This window comes from Thiomicrospira cyclica ALM1 (assembly GCF_000214825.1).
Classification (GTDB): domain Bacteria; phylum Pseudomonadota; class Gammaproteobacteria; order Thiomicrospirales; family Thiomicrospiraceae; genus Thiomicrospira; species Thiomicrospira cyclica.
Genome location: NC_015581.1, coordinates 1376688 through 1396107 on the forward strand (window position 1 = coordinate 1376688; position 19420 = coordinate 1396107).

A 19420-nucleotide genomic window follows, 5' to 3' on the forward strand; every position below is an offset into this window, starting at 1 on the left:
ATGCAAGATGTTCAGTATGCCAAATACCCTAAAAATTTTTGGGGAATAAATAAAGAGATTGATTTCAAGACGCTGGAAAACAGCCGTTTCAGCAATCTCTATTCTTGAAACGAATAATGTTCGAGCACTTGCTGAGCTTTAATCTACAACTTGCATTTGTTTTCTTTTGCGCACGGCACCTCTAATCAGTGCGATAAAAATCCCCAACATACCACCCAATACCAAGGCAACTGCAACAATCAGTTTTTTATTGGGCTTAATTGGGTTTTCAGGAACCATCGGTAATTGCGCAACTCGAAAAACACTAAAGTCGGCCTGAGCGATTTTTGTTTTCGCTTCATTTAACACTTCGAGTTTATTGTGAAGGCTACGAAGTGAATCTGAAAAAGGAAAATTATCTGTTCGGTTTTTTAGAGTGAGGATCCGGATATTTTCTTCATCTAACTGATTCAACTTAGCTTGAATACTCCTTAACTCCTCTGAAAATGGAAAGTTGTCCTGACGGTTTTTTAAACGTTCGATTCTTTGATTAACATTAAGTGCTTCTAATTGTCTAAATAAATCCGGTAATTCACTAATAAAAGGGTCATCTGATGTGCGCTGTTGTAATGACCTAATTTCTTGGGTCAAAGCCTTGGTTCCAAGCCAGTAGCGAGAAGGGTTTTGGCTATTAATATCAATCCTGGAAACATTGCCAGCCTGCCGATTATAGTCGGACGGATTAACTGGTGTTTCAATACCTAGAGCTTGTGCAATATTTAGGTCAGTCTTAAGCCTAGCTATACGAAACTCTCTATCAAGCTTTGCTTTCTCTCTCAAGAGTTTAATTTGCTCAGTCAGGTTTTCTTTGTGTTCTATATCAGTCTCTTCCAATCGCTTTATTTCAGCCTGAATTTCACGGTTTACACGCTGATTCTCAAGCTCAAATTTCTGCAATAAAACCGTTTTCGATTCAAGGTCATCCTCTTCAAGGCGCTTGATTTCAGCTTCAATTTCACGGTTTACACGGGCATTTTCTTGTTCGTATTCGCTTAGTAACCGGCTTATTTTGAGTTCAATACTGGTAAGTAAACTGTTACGAATTTCTTGTGTGGTCAAGTCAGCGGAAGCGCTTAAAAAGTCGGATAATATTTCATAGCTAATATGTGGGCTTGATGCTTGAAAAGCAATACGGGTACTCAGTAATTTAAAAACTTCTTTCTGCGATATCTCTGGCGTCGTAATAGTTAGATTTTTGCGCAAAAACCGATAGGCTTGCGTCTCAGACAATTGCAGCTCATTTTGTATAAACGCTTGATGAGGCTCCAACCTAAGCAAATGCATAATTGCTTCTGATGAAGTTAGATTTTCCAGATAAGTCTGGTACACACTTTCTTGAGTTGGTCGCTCTAAATTAAAACCGCTCAGTTCTGAGAGTCGAATGCTATCAATTTGCGCTGAACTAGGGGGTAGTAGTGAAGCTTCAGATTGGTAGGTTGGCGTCATATTGATTGCATACAGCCCAGCAATAACCGTCATTATAATTGTGGCAATGGCTATCAGCCACTTCTGTGACCAAATCGTTTGCCAGAGTTCATAGAGGTCAATTTCGTCATCATATTGAGGCGGCATGGGTGCAGGGTTATGCTGATTCATTGGCGCACCTTCAGACTTGTAATTATTAATACCAGCAACAAACAAACGTGGGTGATGATTGCCCAGTCAAGCTGATAAAAAGCTAACACTAGCAAACCCAGCTGTAACAATGTCAAAGTCAAAAACAACATAGGTTTTTCGAGTGTTAACAGGCTGGGGTAAATTAGCATGAGAATACCCCCAAAGATAAGTGCCGCAGGAGATTGGCCTGATATACGAGACATTTTTGCTTTCATATTTTTTGTATTTACTAATTAAAAATAGCAGTATATTAGTAGTTAACTACGTCCCCAATTTGGGTACGTATATTTTGTTCCTACAATTGGGACACATGAAAACTATTTACTCTCCAGAAGCTAAACGCTTATCTAGTTGGCTACGCGAGCAACGCGAAGCCAAAGGGTTAACCATGCGCCAAGCTGGTGAGTTGATTCAAAAACCCCATTCGTTTATTGGCAAGATAGAAGTTGGCCAGCGCCGCTTAGATGTGGTGGAATTTGTTTGGTATTGCGAATGCTTGGGATTTGATCCCGTTGAAGGTCTAGTTAGCTTGCGAAAAAAACATTACTAGACCTGGTGATATAGTTATCCCTAATTCTTAACATCACCCATCGCAGATAATTGAGCAGTTAATTAGAAAACCCTTACAATAGCCTATCGATAACACATCACTTTACCTTATCAGCAGGAACCCGCCTTGAACCAACCAGCCCAGCCACATTCGTTTACGACCCTTAATTTACACCCCGACCTACTCAGCAATCTTGAAAGCCTCGGTTATCTGCACCAGACTGAGATTCAGGCGCAAAGCTTGCCACCGATTTTGGCGGGCCAAGACGTGATTGCGCAGGGTAAAACGGGCTCGGGCAAAACCGCAGCCTTTGGTTTGGGCTTACTCAATCAGCTGGATAGTAAAAATTTCAACATTCAAGCGATGGTACTCTGCCCGACCCGCGAATTGGCCGATCAAGTGGCCGAAGAAATTCGCCGTCTTGCGCGTCGCCTGCCGAACATTAAAGTCATGACGCTATGTGGCGGGATGAACATGGGCGCACAACTCAGCTCCTTACAACAAGGGGCGCATGTGATAGTCGGCACACCGGGACGCATTGAAGAACACCTGCGCAAACAAACGCTTAAGCTTGATGACCTCAAGGTGTTGGTACTCGACGAAGCGGATCGGATGCTCGATATGGGCTTTCAGCCAGCGATTGATGCGATTATGGAAACCGTACCCAGCCCGCGCCAAACCCTGTTATTTAGTGCCACCTTTCCGAGCCAGATTGAACAAATCAGCGAGCGGATTATGCAAACACCCCTGCGCATTCAAGTTGAATCGCAACATGACCATGCCAGCATCGCCCAGCATTTTTATCAGGTTGACACGCCTGAACAACGCCTTACTGCGTTACGTTTATTGCTACTTAAGCATCGCCCTGAATCCAGCGTGGTGTTTTGCAACACCAAAAAAGATGCCCAAATGGTGGCGGATGCCTTGCATAAGGTCGGCTTTGATGTGGCCGCGTTACACGGTGACTTAGAACAGCGTGAGCGTGATCAAACCCTGATTCAATTTGCCAATAAAAGCATTGCGGTACTCGTAGCCACCGATGTCGCGGCACGGGGTTTGGATATTGATGCGCTCGATGCGGTGATCAACTTTCACCTAGCCCACGACCCTGAAATCCATGTTCATCGGATTGGCCGTACCGGACGCGCCGGTAGCAAAGGGCTCGCCGCCAGTTTAATCAGCGACAAAGAAAGCTATAAGGTGGCGGTGTTAGGTGAGTATCTCGATCAAGAGATCAAAACGGAACCCTTACCCGATTTAAGTATTTTGAAACAAACACCCCTGCAGGCCAAGATGGTTACCTTGCAACTTGATGGCGGCAAAAAAATAAAACTACGCCCAGGTGACATTCTAGGCGCACTGACCGCCAATCCGCTGATCACTGGCGAACAGATCGGCAAAATCAAAATCACCGACATGCGCAGCTATGTCGCGGTAGAACGCCCGATTGCGAAACTCGCGCTTAAACACCTAAGCAGTGAAAAACTAAAAGGCAAAAACGTCCGCGCCCGGATGTTATAAACCCGCTCAGCAGGCCTGGTGAGCTAACCTAAATACCCATAAGCCGTGCATCAGTTTAATTGATTGTGCGAATGACGATGTTGCTCACCGCCTCAACCGTGATCCCAAAGCTATAGCTCGCGGCCATTAAGCCCAAGGATACTAATTGTGGCATCGGATAACGCGCAAGTTGCTCATCCGTTAGATTGAGGATCAGTTGGTTATCATCGGTGATTTCTACCACCAAGTCTACCAACGCATCAACCCCTAGCTCGACCTGAGCTTCTACCCGATCCACCACGTTGAGTGCGTTCAACGCCACCGGCTCAACCGACTCACTCACCGCCGTTTGACCTTGATTGACGCTCAAGACACCGCCACTTTGCGCCACCGACACCTCGGTACGACTTGCGCCGGCACCATTCACTTGGGTCACACTGAGTGTGCGCACGCTACTGACATCCGAGCTGGCTTGGCTGGTGCGCACCACACTGGTCTGTGACGTCGAGCTCACGCCCAACTCAAGCGTTTGATTGCCCACACGCAGCTTAGCGGTCGCAGGCGCCGCTCCCATGTCTGAGGCTTGCAGACTTGACTGCACCACCACATCCACTTCGTTGAGTTCAATACTAAAGTCGTTACGACGGGCACCGAACTGGCTACTGCTGGTCGCAGAACCCACATTGGTGCTGCCGGCACCGCCCTCACTGGAGCCGCCCGAATCACTGCCGGCATCGGCACTGACCAGCGTCGGTAATAACAATTCATTACCGGATGTCATGCCCGCTACCGCCGCATTCACATCGGTCACCGGCACAATCGGCGCCGCATTCACATCAGTCATCGGCACAATCGGCGCTGGATCAAAGCTCACCACACCCCCACGAGCAAACAGACTCTGACGACCGCCCACCGCAAAATTGGCATCCCGGTTTCGGGTCAGCTCACCCTCTACCGAACGCGCATTGAGGTCACCCCTGGCCGTAATATTGTTCAGCGCCAGATTGGTTTTGGCGGTCAAGCCAATGTTATTGCTCGCGGCATTGACTGGACTGTTGAAGGTATTATTGGCATTGGTTAGCGCAATATCACCGCTACCTGCAGCCAGGCCTGTTGTACCGGTGATGTCGAGTGTGCCGGTTTGACTAATGCCTTGCGCACTCGTGACATCAAGATTGCCCGCTAAGGTGGTTTCACCGAATGTGGTGCTGCCACCGCTGGTAATGTTGAGATCGGTTGAACTGCCTTCAACGCTCATGTTACCGCCAGAGCTCAAATCGCTGTTGCCATCCACATCTAACGCTACGGTCATTGTGCCACCAGAGCTTAAGTTGGCATCTCCGCCCGCTTCAACCTCGGCGGTGAGATTACCGCTGGCATTGAGCGTCACATCGGTTTTGGCCGTCACATCCGCATCCAAGTTACCGGCGGCGGCTAGATTCACGTTGTCGCCGTCGGCGGTAACTTTGCCTGTAAAGGCATTGCTATTCCCATCCAACGTGATGTCGTTACCGGCTTCAAGATTGGTTGGTCCTTGGGTCACTGTCAGCGTGCTGTCTTCATCCTGGGTGATATCGCCCGCTTCGGCCTCCAGATCCAGGCTCTCGACATTGATCGCGCCGTTGAGTGCTAGCTCCTTGCCCGCCGTCGCGTCCAATTTGCCGCGCGACGTCACATCGCCCAGTTCCAAGCCATTGATGTCATTCAGCGTCACGTTCAGCGCATCCGTCACCTTGACCTTACCTTTGAAGTCATTGGCTTGAGCTAAATCTATATTCTGCGCCGCTGTCAGCTCCGTGGCTTTATCAACCGTCAGCGTTCCATCGGTCTGATCAATCTTGCCATCTGTGGCTTCAAGTTTCAGACTGTCGACCGCCATTACCCCAGTCAGCGTCAGATCGTCTTTAGCCGTCGCATCGAGCTGACCCGTAGTGGTCACGTTGCCTAGCGTTAGACTGTTGGTGTCATTAAGGGTGACATCCTTGCCGCTCAACACATTCACCACGCCACCGAAGTTGTTGTCCGCATTATCAAGGGTGATATCACCGCTACCTGCAGCCAGGTCTGTTGTGCCAGTCACATCTAATGGACCGGTCTGAGTAATATTGCCGTCGTTGGTGGTGGTCTCTAAATTAGCGCGCACCGTGGTGTTGCCAAAGCTGATGCTATTGCCCGCTCCGGTTGTTTGAGTTGTCAGGTTCTGGCTATTGCCTGACACGGTCATGTCGCCGCCGGAGGTCAGCTCCGCATCTCCGCCAGCCTCAACCTCGATCGTCAGCTCCCCTGATGCATCGACCTTGGCATCAGTTGTAGCGGTGACATCGGCATCTAAATTACCTGCCGCAACAAGCGTGACGTTGTCGCCTTCAACAGTCACCTTTTCTGAAAATTCGTTGTCCTCTTCATCCAAGATCACATCAAAGAAATTCGCGGGCGATTCATTATCACGAGCCCTGATTGTTGCCTCGTCATTGGAAATAATTTTTGTACCGGAAGCCTGAGTGATCGCGCCATCCGTACTGGTCAGATTCGTCGTGCCCGTGGTGTTTAAATTACCGATGGTCATACCACCGTCTATATCCGTGATGGAGGTGTTTCCACCCACAGTGACTGACCCAACCTCACCTTGACTGAAGCTCTCTGAAACAGTGAAGTTATTGGTTAAATCTGTATTGCCACCTGTCTGCGAGAAAGCTTTCGACGTGAAGTCACCCGTGCCCGTGAAGCTACCATCCGTTTGCTCGAATGAGCTCAAGTTCGTGGGGCCAGCATTGGTCAGGATTCCGCCATTTTGAGTGAAGGCATTGAGCGTCATGCCGCCATCGCCGATATTAAGTTCCCCATTAGCTTGGGTAAGCGAGCCTGCCGATCCAATGCTTTCAATCTCAACGGCTTGAGAAGCATCAGCCGGACTTATGGCATCAGAAGTATCAAAAGAAACCGTTACGCCTTCAGGTATGATCACATTCGCCACGTTGGCCAGATCCGGCACCGCACCACCAGCCCAGTTGGCTGGATCAAACCAGTTGCCAGTATCACCACCAACCCAATTCACCGAATCAAGGCGCGTAATCGCACTGGCATCATTCGAGCCAACGTTGATAGTGTAATTGTTGCCGCTGTTGCCATCTCCAATCACGACTCCACTCAGCGTCAGTGTCTTGCTCGTACCGACATTTTTGTTGTCAAACGCCAGAGTTGCTGACGTCACCGTGTCACCGGCTACGCCGAGTAAATCACTTAGGAAAGCCAAGTCATCGGGAGTTGGTGTGTAGTCGACAGAGCCGTCATAAACACGGGTCGCCGCTTGTGGATTCAAAGTGACCTCTTTGGGGGTAATTTTGCCATTACCACCGGTAAAGCTGCCTCCCCCAGAGAGGAAGTAGTTGCCAGCATCGGCTCCGCTCAATGCGAGGTTATTGATGGTGTAATCAAGACCAGTACCAACGTCCCGGCTATCAAATGCGCCGAGCCCGGATACGGTGACTGCATCATTATCTACCAAGCCATCAAGCGCCAACGTGACGCCAGACATCGACGTCGTGCCCTCGTAGATCTTGCTGATACCGCCAGTGGCTGAGGCCGAAAGTGACCTAGGCGTAATATCCAGCACACCAACCACCACTAGATTATTACTGAAATTGCTACTGTTACCTCCGGTCACAGTACCCGACAGTTGATAGCTGCCAACATTGATTTCTCCCGCAGTACTTGTGGTTGCGTCACTGGCTTCGATATCGAAAGTGACACCGTCAGTATCAAAGCTACTGCTGCTACCTGTTACCGTTACGGAGTTGATAGTGGAATTGTCGTTATCTAAATACTCAGCACTGGCAATTGTAAATGTGGGAGAATTGCCATAGACCTCAGACACATTACTTACTCTTATCAGCAACTGACCAGCTGGAACAATGGTGTAGGTGCCCGATTCAAAGGTAATGCTGTAGTTGCCGTTATCGGCTGTCACGCCCGATAGTGTCAGTGAGTAGGTGCCAGCGTCATTGTTTGCGCTATCACTGCGCGAGATCGACAGCCCAGATACATTTAGGACATCGGATGTTTCACCATTGACCAAACCAATAAAGCTAACACCAGCGTAGTTTGTGTCTTCTGTCTGACCAACAAAGCGCGCATCATTGTTCGCTCGCACTCTCAGAGGTGCAGGCGTAATAGAGGCATTGACAGACTTGGACGTGGCATCTAATACATAGTCGGTCGCTTGCGAGGAGTTGGTGCCAATTACGCCATCAATCGCTAAGTCAGAAAGTGTCAGCTGGTTGTTGTCAAAAGAAACATTCTTGTCCTGATAAGCCGCTTCATTGAAATTCAATTCCGCCGCTGTATCACCATTCACTAGACCGCTGAAGGTCCAAGTAGGTTCAAAATCACCCGGTGCATTGGTTGTACCGTCATAGACTTTGGTGACACCAGTATTGCTGAGCGTTGCTGTTAAAGTGGCTGGATTAATCGTAACGGGTGCGTTCGCAGCGTTTAACGTAGGTAGAGCGTAGTTGCTGGAGATCCCACCGTTGTCGCCGTTTTCTAGCGTAATGGCGTTGATAAACTTGCCTGCGGTGGCTACGTGCTTGTCACTCGCGGCGGCTCCGCTGTAGCCGAGAGTTTCATCACCAACAAAACCTCCCAAAGTCACAAAACCAGTCAAATCGGTTGTGCCGTCGTAAGTTTTTAAAGCCGAAAGTGTCAGTAATTTTGGGATGATATTCGCAGTAGTTGTTTCTTGATTTACAATCGTGTAGTTATCACGATCAGCGCCATCAAAGCTATTGCTGAGGATTACCTCAACGTCATCTGCGGCATTTTTATCGGCGAAGACACCGCTCGAATTGAGCGTGACTAGATCACCGACGATCAGTCCGTCTTTTTGGACATTTCCAGTCAAAACCGTTGCAGTTGTATTGCCATCATAGGTTTTGTTCTCCGCCTTAATTCCACTGATCGTTATTTCCTTAGGATTGACAATGAGTGTTCCATTGCTGCCGCCAGAGATGTTGTAACCTAATGCCTCCAAGCCGGTGGCCGTTAAGGTGTAACCGCCGTTTTGGTTTACTTTGAGATTGTTAGAAGTTGAGAAGTCCTGAGCCGTGACACCACTGACGCCATAAGTGGGTGTATCTCCATTGACCATACCTGTCGCATCACCCGTGACAGTCAGGCTGTCGCCGTAGGTGATGGTCTGGTTGCTCACTGTGACGTTAGCCGTGGGCTGTTCGCGATAAAGAGCATTGACAACATCCGAATCAAGCTCCGCTTCTGCTGTGTAGCCTTTGCTTAAGGTTCCGTCGGCGTTGATGCTGGTGTTGTAACGGAAGTTGCCACTGCCTAAACCAACCAGCTGAGACAGACCGGTGCTGCCGTCAACATCGCCGGTGTAGAGTCTAATAGTCCCGCCGGTGCCCGCGGTGATTTCAATGGTGGGATCGCCAACTCCATCGAGGTCAATTAAGACATTGCCCATGCCCGGAGTTCCGTCGCCACCGGCTGAGGCATCGGTGCCCGCAGCAAGCACAATAGCGGTTTCGGATTTACTCTCAGTCACGACATTTTCGGAGATAGTGAGGTTGCCGTTTTTCGTGACCACAAAAATATTGCCAGTCGCCTTAAGTCCAACCGGGTTGATCGCCCCAATCTCAAGGGCGCCCGCATTGACAAAGCTGAGGCTGCCCAGCGGCGTTTCCGAGCTTCCACCGGCTAAAGTGCCGATGTTGTTAGCGGCGTTGGTGAGGGTAAAGTTGCCCGTGCCATGCAAGCCCAGTCCATTGGCTGAAAGTGCAGCAGACTGAGTAACTGCACCACTGGCGTGCAGGTTGATATTGTTGTTGGTGGCAGTAAGGGCTTCGTTAATAGTGAGCGCACCGCCGTAGATCGAAATCGGCCCAGCGATGGTTTGCGGGCTATTGATTATGATATCAGCCATGTTGCCCGCTTTGCCCAGAGTCAAGCCGGTTATGCCTGAACCAATCGTTAGGTTAGCAAGTGGCCAGTTTAGTGAACCGCTAAAGCTGTTGCTCGAAGGTGCTAGCGTCAAGGTGCCAGTGGTGGCAATACTTGTACCCGATGAGCCATCGATTTGAACCTTGTCGCCAAGGAGCTGGATGTTTGCAGTGCTTGCTGTGACCGCTGAGCCCGATTTTTCACCTAAGGTGATATTGGTTCGCGTGCGAACACCTTCGGTGCCGCCATCAACTGAGATCTTGCCACCGCTTGCTAGCAGACTCGTATGGTCACCGAAGAACACACCCCAAGGACTGACATTAGTGCCGAATGTTGGATCACTCGTGTACTCGCCTACATATTCATCAGACGTCGTTGAACCAATAATTACAATGTCCCCTCCACCCGTTGCTTCGATGGTCTTGGCGTTACCGTAGTTCAGAAGTACGCCATAACTACCAAAGCCAGAACCCGTAAGTGAAATAGCCGTGCCACTTGTTGCCGCAGACTGGATGGAAAGTGTCCCGCTATTCGGATCGATCCACGCCCCACTGCCCGCCTGCAACTCAACGCCGTAGGCTTTGTCGCTTTGTCCAGCTAGTTCGATTGTTCCAGTGCCAGAATCCATCACCAGTGTGCCTTCCTGACGAAGACCCACAGCATCCCAGCCGCTTGTTGGATTGGTGCTCTTGCCGCGGATGATGATGTCGCCGCCGCCACTGCGAATTTGGGCGTTATTTTGAATGCGAACCCCCGGGGCGCTGGCGCTCACGGCATAGCCGTCAGGCACGCCATCTTCATCCGAGTCGTTACCACCTGCCAGTACGATTTTTCCGCCACCAGAGAGGCCGCTCGTTGTCGCGCCATTAACGCTGTTCAGATTAATGCCACTACCCAGTGAAATACCACCTGATCCTGAAGCGTCGCTATCTGACCAGAAAATAATGTCGCCATTGTTTGTGGTAATGCTACGGCTGTTGGCTAATGTGATATTGCCAGAGGCTATAAGAAGAATATCAGCACCATTGGCGGTAGAAATCAGGTTTTGATTGACGGTAATATCACCGCCATATACCGAAATAGGTCCAGCGATGGTTTCAGCGCGGTTAATGGTGATGTTCGCTGTATTGCCCTCTTTGCCTAAAACCAATCCAGTGATCTCATACACACGCAAATGAGTAAATGAGTCTCTCCAATTAAGTTCACTAGTAAAACTCGTGCTGCTGGGTTGAATGGTCAATGCTCCCGTTGTCCTCACATCAAGAGTGCCATCAAACCTAGGAATAACATCACCAACAAGCATCACATTACTAGTACTACTTTGTATCTGGCCACCTGAATCCGATCTTGCGCCCACATTAATATCCGGTCTAAAGTGAAGCCCATGTGAACCGCCATCCAGAATGAGTGTGCCCCCACTAGCCAGCAATCTTGATTGATCACCAAAAAACATACCGCGAAGGCCACCAAAAGTAGTCTGCTCCCCAAGATAGACCGTACCCGTTGTGTGACCTCTGAGCGTAACATCGCCCCCACCAGCCCCTAATATCCATTTATTTCCAGCATGATTAAACTTAATGCCATAACTATTATGGCCCAAACCATCCATTAGAATAGCCTGCCCAGTAGGTGCATCTGACCTTATCGTAGTGGTCCGACTACTGCCACCATTTGCATTTAACTCGATACCATAATAAGCGCTACTTTCTCCAATAACGGCAATAGTACCCACACCCGAATTTATGGTTAAATCATATCTCAGCCGCACCCCTTGGGCGTCATAACCCGAAGTATTGCGTGTACCTGCAACCGGACTTGCAGCGGTTGTGCTCTTACCACGAATAACGACATCGCCGCCGCCACTCCAAATTCCGACTCTATCGGATAAAAACACGCCATGAGTTGTATTACTCTGGGCAAAACCCGTAGGATCGCCATGTTCGTCTACCTCACTGCCACCCGCCAAAACGATGTTGCCACCACCAGAGCTTTGGTTCTGTGAACCGTTAGCAGAGTTCAGCCAGCTATTTGCTCCTATAGTAATACCCCCAGATTCCGAACCATTCGAATTTGCCCAGAAGATAATATCGCCATTGTTTGCTAGGATAGTGCGATTGCTGGCTGTCGAAATATTGCCCGAAGCCTTGAGAAGAATTTCTGCACCGTTGGCGGTGGAAGTCAGGTTTTGATTGACGGTAATATCGCCGCCATACACCGAAATCGGGCCCGCAATAGTTTGCGCGCTATTGATGGTGATGTTGGCCGAATTACCCGGCTTACCTAAGGTCAAGCCAGAAATGCTGTTAACAATGTTTAAATTGGTAAGAGGCCAGTCAAGATCCTCGCTAAAACTGGTGCTGTAAGGTTGTACAGTCAGTGTCCCCGTACTTTCCACCCTAATGGTGCCGTCAATAATCATCTTATCCGCGGTTAAGACGAGATTGCTCTCGCTTGTGCTCAGCAAGGACCCGCTGGCGTCTCTTGCACCGAGCTCACTATTCGCTCTGAAACGAATACCCTCGGTGCCGCCGTCCAATGTGATGATTCCACTGCTGGCGAGGATATGTGATCTCGTATTTGCGAAAATACCGAAAGTTCCATCAGAGCCAGAACCGCGCTCGCCGATATAAGTGCCATGGCTGGTGCGGCCAGTGATCGTAATATTCCCCTCAGCGCCCGTCGCGACAATCCATTTGCGGGGTTCAGGAGTTTGAGTATGATTCAACATCACGCCATAGCTATTGTGCCCTTCTCCATGAATGGATATTGCATCGCCGTTCTCTGCAGCTGATCGGATAATAAGTTCATCATTGGAAGTGGCCATGGCGGCAAGCTCAATGCCGTAATAGCCATCGCTCTCACCCACCAAGGAAATTTGGCCGGTTCCGGATTCGATCCTCAGTTTTCGTTCTTGTCGGATTCCTTGCGCAGCGTAACCGTTACCATCACGCGATCCTGCCGAAGGACTGCTCGATGTGTTGGTGCTTTTGCCGCGAATGGCCACGTCGCCGCCGCCACTATACATTCTGGTGTCATTACCCAAGAACACGCCATGGGTTGTATTACTCTTGGCAAAACCTGTTGGATTACCATCCCCGTCTATCTCACTACCGCCCGCCAGAATGATGTTGCCACCACCAGAGCTTTGGTTCTGTAGACCGTTAGCAGAGTTCAGCCAGCTATTTGCTCCTATAGTAATACCCCCAGATTCCGAACCATTCGAATTTGCCCAGAAGATAATATCGCCATTGTTTGCTCGGATATAGCGATCGCTGGCTGTCGAAATCCTGCCCGAAGCCTTGAGAAGAATTTCTGCACCGTTGGCGGTGGAAGTCAGGTTTTGATTGACGGTAATATCGCCGCCATATACTGAAATGGAGCCAGCGATGGATGCAGCACTGCCGATAGTGATGTTCGCAGTATTGCTTTCTTTACCCAGGGTAAGGCCTGTCAAAGCCGAACCAAAAGTCCAGCCGTTGGTATTGAAGGCACTTGTAAAAGAATCATCATCAGACTCGATACGCAACAGCCCGGCACCCGTGAAGCTTTTGGAACTCGGATCCGGATTGTCGTTGCGCAACACCAGCGTTCCCGCATTGATGGTGTTGTTGCCGGTGTAAGTATTGTTTCTCGTTAAAAACACTGTGCCTGTGTTATCTATAACGAGGTTGCCAGCAAACGCATTACCAAAATTCGGGGTCCCAACGCCGTTTCTCAAAACAGCATCAATCGTAAGCTCTGTACCTTCATTTACATTAAAGGTTGGGCTTGCATTAGCGGCACCAAGAGCCACTAATCCAACGCCAGAAATAGTGGAGTTAGCGTTAACAGTAACCTCGTCAGACAACTGCCAAGCACCGGCTGAAACGCCACCGCTAGTATTGGTAGTGCCTCCTAAAGAAGTCAAGGTACCACCATTAAGCACTAGTTTACCAATTCGGTTATTGACGTTACCGCTATTCGTTACCACACCGCCAGCATTAATTGTAATCGTATTCTGGCGCGCAACTGAATTTCCGCCAAACACATCGCCGCCAGTACCACCAAAAACGAAGGTGCCGCCATCATTGACCACAATATTGTTGTTTTCATGGTTTGCAAGAACCGGATTGCCACTACCACGACCCTCTACAATCAAACTACCGCCGTTAACAATCATGCCTCCGGTAAAGGTGTTATTAGTGCTGCTAAGAGTGAGCTCACCCGTGTTTTCCTTGATCAAGCCACCCGCACCTGAGATGGCTTGATTCAGCGTCAAGTTATCAGAGCGCGCATAGATAAGACTCGCATCCGCAGCGATTGAGATGGCAGCTGTGCCAAGTGAGCCGGATTCGGCAGTGGCACTGCCATCGCCAATCTGCAAAGTGCCCGCATTGATGGTGTTGGTACCGGTGTAAACATTGTTTTGCGTTAACACCAGTGTGCCTGCGCCATTTTTAACGAGGTTGCCAGCAAACGCGGTTGGCCAAATTGGGTTCCCAACGCCATTTCTCAATACGGCATCAATCTTCAGCTCGGCACCTTCACTCACATTAAAAGACGGGCTGGCACTTCCAGCCCCAAGAGCTACTAATCCAACACCAGTAATAGTGGAGTTAGCGTTAACAGTAACCTCATCAGACAACTGCCAAGCACCAGCATGTTGGCCACCACTGGGATTAGTTGAACCACCTATTGAGGTTAAGGTGCCGCCGTTGAGCACAAGGCTGTCGATTCGATTGTTGAAGTTGCCATTATTGGTGACAACGCCACCCTCATTAATCGTGATCGTATTGTTTCGGGAAGATGAATTTGTCGCGAATAGATCCCCTCTACCAAAAACAAAAGTACCGCCCTCATTGACGACCACGTCATTTGACGCATTGTTGGCGAGAGTGCCCGACACGATCAGTTCACCCCCATCAACCCTGATACCCTCGGTAAAGCTGCTATTGCCGGTCAGCGTAAGCGCGCCCGCACCTGCTTTTACCAAACTACCCGAACCCGAGATCACACCCGAATAGGTGCCTGTGCCAGAAGCCGTGTTCAAGACAAGTTGAGCGCCGGAATGAGTGCCAAAGTTAATGTTACCGGAACCACTAATCGAGCCAGCTGCTTCAAGGGTTAAGGTGTTGGCGCCCTCAAAGGTAATGGCATCAACAATTTCGATATTGCCCGCTTCACCTTCACTGTTAAAGGTACATGTCACGTCTACACAAGATGGCTCCGTGGTGATCGTGACGTTGTTGTTGGCGAGTGCCGTACCAATGGCCTCCCCACTCACATCACCATCAGAAGCAATACGAATATCTCTTGGATCCAGCAACCACTCGCCCGACTTGCCTTGTGGCGCATGGGTAGAAACCGTAGCGCTATCTGCAATGCTGAGCTGATGGCCTGAGGTTTCAATCTGCCCACCATCACCACCGTTTGCCCCGCCTTTGGCGTACAAGCTACCGCTGACGGCGGTCACCGATTCGGCGTTGCTGATGTCACTCCACAGCACCACCGTGCCGCCCTTGCCGTTGACCGTGGCGCTGGCGTCAATGGTCGCGCCCTGTTCCATGGTAACTGTGGTCGCTTGGTAAAGGGCATTCGGGTCTTCAAATACGCGGCGTTCTTCATTCGCCCCACCTTGCCAATCACCACCGACCAGAATGTCACCACCGCCGGTTTTGCCGGTCGCGATTAAGCTGCTGCTGGCCGTCAGGGTAATGTCATCGCCTTCAAGGATAATGCGCCCGCCTTGTTCGGTTAGGCTATTGGCTTCTAATAAGCCGGTGTTGTTCACCACCGATTTACTCAACTGGTCGAGCGCCCGCGCACTGAGTAGAATTTGGCCACCGCCCACCTGTATGGCGTTCTGGTTTTCCACTAACGCATTTAAAGTGCCTTGCTCTATCTCAACCAATAAACTGCCATCGCCGTTAAAGTCGAGCGTGACTTTGTTGGCGGCAATCAGCGCCACATCGCCGTTGGGCGCGGTTATCTGTCCTTGGTTGGTCACCTGATTGGCCATTAGCACAATCCGCCCGCCTTCAAAGGCTTCCAGCTGGCCTTCGTTGAGGATTTGTCCCAGCGCCCCTTGGCCATCAAAACGGTATTGGCCATTTAAAAAATCCTGGTCGGTGATATTCAGCGTGGTGGCTACGAGCGAGCCGACGTTGACTTGTGCACCGGCGCCAAAAATAATCCCCGAGGGGTTAACTAAAGTAAGGTTGGCATTGGCACTGAGCTGGCCGAGGATTTGGCTGGGGTTGTTATCACTAATCCGCGCCAGGGCATGGCCGCCGGTGGGTTGCTGGAAGGTCACACTGGCATCTCGACCAATGTTAAAGCTGTTCCAGTTGGTAATGAGTTTATGGCTGTGTTGCTGAACCACTAAGGCATTGTGGGTTTGGCTGATGTCGGCTTGGCCGGCGCTGACCTGGCCACCGGTGGGTAGGGCGTTGGCATCCAGCGCATAGGCGGTGCTGACAGGCGTCATGGCAACCAGTAGGCTAAAGGCCAGCGGTTTGATGGCTAAGGGGGGTGCCAGCAGGCCTGCTAAGTCGCCATGGGGTTCGGCGGGGCAGTTATCGGTTGCCCGACGCACCTTGCCACGCCCTTTTTGGGCGGTCTTGATCACTTCACTGACCGCGACCCAAGTCCGATTCACCGCACTCCAGACTAACTTATATGCCTTGTTCATTGTCCTATCCCCTTAGAATCTCTTAGAACCACTTGACCAATTGTGCCCACACCCGCGTGTCGTCGGTACGACCATCCGCGTCATTGCCATTGTTATCTAGGCCGGGATTGGTGCCGATTTTGCTGGCCAGTTGCAACTGCAGCATCAGGTTATTGCGCCGGGTCATCCGAATGCCCAAGCCCGCGCCTTGTAAGCTGTAGGCATTAATTTCTTGTTGATTGTTTGGGCGCTGGTTGCCCAAATCTTTGTGCAACTGCACCCAGCCAATGTCATAAAAGGCGGTGAGTTGCGCGCTGTCGAACCAACCGGTTTGGGGCAGTTCGTAACGCAGTTCAAAATTAATCAGGTCGGCTTCATCGCCACTGGCCTCAGACCCCGGATAGGCTCGCACGCCACTGACACCACCGAGGCTCATTTGTTCGGAGGAGTCGAGGTTTTTAAACGCCCGTTGACCGCGATAGGCCAGTGATGCGGTCCAGTCGGCGTTAAGTCGTTGAATGCGGTTAAAGCTGAGATTGAGCTTGGTGTAACCGCCGGCAGTTTGAAAACCGCCTTGGTCGGCGTCCAAGCCAATCGGCAGGTCTAATTGCCCTTGGGTCCAGTTGAACGACCAGCTGTTAAAGCCGCCACCATAGCGCCCGTCCAACCAGTCGCCATTGAGGCCGAGCTTTAGGCTGTGCTTGTCACGCTGTTTGATAATGTCTCCGCGTACCTCATCGAGTAAATGCTGCTTGCTAAATTCCCCACTCAAATACAGGTTGTGCACCCGCGAGCGAATCAGCGCATAGGTGAGTCCGGCATTAACGCCTTGCACCGACCCACGCGATTGCTGCTCACGACCAAATTCGGTCATCACGCGATAATCCAGGTTTAAATAGCCCAGATTGAGCATTAGGCCGTGTGGGTTAAGAGGCGTAGCATAACTGAGGTTCGCCAGATCGACCCCGTTGCTGTGGTTGGCAAACAGGCTCAACTGATCGCCCTTGCCACTGGGGTTGACCAATCGGTATTGCGCCGCCGCTTGGGTTTCGCCGGTACTGCGATTGCCTTGGTTATCCACCCAGGCCAACAGATTGTGCCGCGGCTCGGTTTGCAGTTGATAACGCACCCGCAGCTCACCCAACTCCGCCCCTTGCGTGAGCGTGGCGGTGGCGTTAATGCCGTGCAAATCGCTCATTTTTAACACGCTGGCATTGAGCGGCGCTTCACTCAGCGCTTCACCAGGGGTGAGATGTGCGGCGGCCATACGGGTAAGAAAATCCACATCAAGCTCACTGCTGGGTCGCGCATCGTCGGCGGCATCATTTGCGTCTTCACGTTCAAATAAAAACGACTGCTGTTCGTCCAGCCGACCAATCAGAATATGGATCTCGACCGTGCCGTCGGTGACATCTTGACGCGGCAAATAGGCACGGGCCATTAAATAGCCTTTGGCACGCAAATAGGCGGTAACTTTATCGCGGTAACTGAGCATACCGGCATAGTCCAACCGCTGGCCTGTAGCATCACCTACCAGTGCGAACTTTTCTTCGTCAGTGAGCACACCGTCCACATCGACAATGGTCATGGATGTGATCAATACCGTTGGTCCGGCCGCCGGAATTGGCGCTAATGGATCGTCTTGACGCGACTCCACTGAAGGGAGCGCAGGCGCGATTTGAGGAATCTGCGGGGTAAGTTGTTGCAAAATCGACCCGGCATCGGGTTGGGTTTGAGCCACAGCGGGTGAGCTGGCTAGCAGGCCTGCTAGGCTCAAGCATAATGCCTGTCGTAGAAATAGTGGGGGTATAAACGACTGGATTGGGTTTATTGCCATGATACTCCCATTATCATCGGTAAATAAATATGCAGTTTTAAGCAATAACTATAATTAAGTGCAAAGTTCAAATTATTAATTAATACCGGGTATCATAAACAGCAACAACTTTTTTCTACATATCACTTTCCGCCAAACCATTATCAATTTGCGCCAATATGACAGATGTATCCTTTAATGCTAAAAACTGCATTAAAATAGCATCTATAAAAAATAGCTGGGAATGACGATGAGCATCAAAACATACGATATTTATCAGGAGTTTCAGGCAGCATGCCATATTTTGGATGTTGACAGTGAAGCCGTTCTGAGAGCATCAAAAATTTCATTATTAACCGATAACTTACAAAACCTAAATGTCACTTCTGGACAAATAGCCACGATATTTGGTGAATTAGTAATGCAGTATGGAAAGGATGACTTTCATATTAAATTGGCTGATGGGTTTTCTAAAGCAGCTTTTGGTCATTCATTTTTAGCATTGCAATGTAGTGAAAATTTATTGATGGGAATTTATCGCGTTGCGCGATTTAAAGAACTTATTGAACCTGTGCGCTGGCATATCACTGAAGACGATAAGCGCTTATCGATTGAGTTGCAGCGCCAAGCAGATGATTTCCCTCTTTATGGCATTGGACAAATCATGAGTTTTTTATGGCTAGTTAAAAGTTGTCGTAATGTGAGCGCAAAAAACATTGTGCCGCAACGTGTCGCCATCACTGACCCAGCACCTCACTTGACTGAAATTTCGAAACAAATAGGCTGCGAAGTTGAAATAGCTGATAGCGCTGTAATTGAGTTTCGACTGACCGACTTAGAACATAGAGTTTTATCCGTTAATAACTTAGTCACCAAAGGTCTCGACACCAGCATAACTAATACCCAATCTCTTAAAGTCGATAATCAAACTTTTATTAACTTGGTTTATCACATTGTTAATGAGTTGCTTCCATCTGGAGAAGTAAGTTCCCAACGCGTTGCAACAAGATTATCATTAAGCAAAAGAACCCTGGAACGCCGTCTTTCCGAACAAAACACCAGTCTTACAGACATTGTGCGACACTGCCGCAAGGATATGGCTGAGCATTATTTGCTTAATACACATATGCCTATGACTGAAATAACACTGATGCTTGGGTATCGTGAAACAACTTCATTCTTTCGAGCTTTTCGAAGTTGGTTTGGGTGCTCGCTAAAGGCGTTCAAAGAAGGGGCTTCGCGCCACTCATAGTAAAATATCTCAAGAAGATCACCTATCGCCTAAAATCTATTGGCG

Annotated in this window: 7 protein-coding genes; 3 read left to right on the plus strand and 4 right to left on the minus strand. The window is 49.7% G+C overall.

Features of this window, described 5'->3' with window-relative positions; all coding sequences use genetic code 11:
• Positions 1 to 138: 138 nt before the first annotated feature.
• Positions 139 to 1635 carry a Wzz/FepE/Etk N-terminal domain-containing protein gene (locus THICY_RS06160; RefSeq protein WP_013835754.1) on the minus strand — a complete coding sequence of 499 codons (1497 nt, stop codon included), beginning with the start codon at positions 1633 to 1635 and terminating at the stop codon, positions 139 to 141.
• Positions 1632 to 1859, minus strand: coding sequence for a hypothetical protein (locus THICY_RS08775; RefSeq protein WP_013835755.1), 228 nt, complete (start codon positions 1857 to 1859; stop codon positions 1632 to 1634). Before THICY_RS08775 ends, THICY_RS06160 begins: the two co-directional genes overlap by 4 nt.
• A 107-nt stretch (positions 1860 to 1966) precedes the next feature.
• Between THICY_RS08775 and THICY_RS06165 the strand changes: the two genes are divergently transcribed.
• The gene (locus THICY_RS06165) at positions 1967 to 2206 is read left to right on the plus strand and encodes a helix-turn-helix domain-containing protein (protein ID WP_013835756.1); all 240 of its coding nucleotides are present in this window, start codon (positions 1967 to 1969) and stop codon (positions 2204 to 2206) included.
• Between the two features lie 126 nt (positions 2207 to 2332).
• The gene (gene dbpA, locus THICY_RS06170) at positions 2333 to 3727 is read left to right on the plus strand and encodes an ATP-dependent RNA helicase DbpA (RefSeq protein ID WP_013835757.1); all 1395 of its coding nucleotides are present in this window, start codon (positions 2333 to 2335) and stop codon (positions 3725 to 3727) included.
• Positions 3728 to 3782: 55 nt separating this feature from the next.
• Here dbpA and THICY_RS06175 read toward each other — a convergent pair whose 3' ends face one another.
• Positions 3783 to 16328 (minus strand): two-partner secretion domain-containing protein, encoded by a 12546-nt coding sequence (locus tag THICY_RS06175; protein WP_013835758.1) that lies wholly within the window; start codon positions 16326 to 16328, stop codon positions 3783 to 3785.
• Positions 16329 to 16350: 22 nt separating this feature from the next.
• Entirely contained in the window at positions 16351 to 18144 is a 1794-nt protein-coding gene (locus THICY_RS06180; RefSeq protein ID WP_013835759.1) for a ShlB/FhaC/HecB family hemolysin secretion/activation protein, read from the minus strand.
• Positions 18145 to 18373: 229 nt separating this feature from the next.
• On the opposite strand from THICY_RS06180, the gene THICY_RS06185 reads away from it, so the two are divergent.
• Entirely contained in the window at positions 18374 to 19375 is a 1002-nt protein-coding gene (locus tag THICY_RS06185; RefSeq protein WP_013835760.1) for an AraC family transcriptional regulator, read from the plus strand.
• Positions 19376 to 19420: the final 45 nt, after the last annotated feature.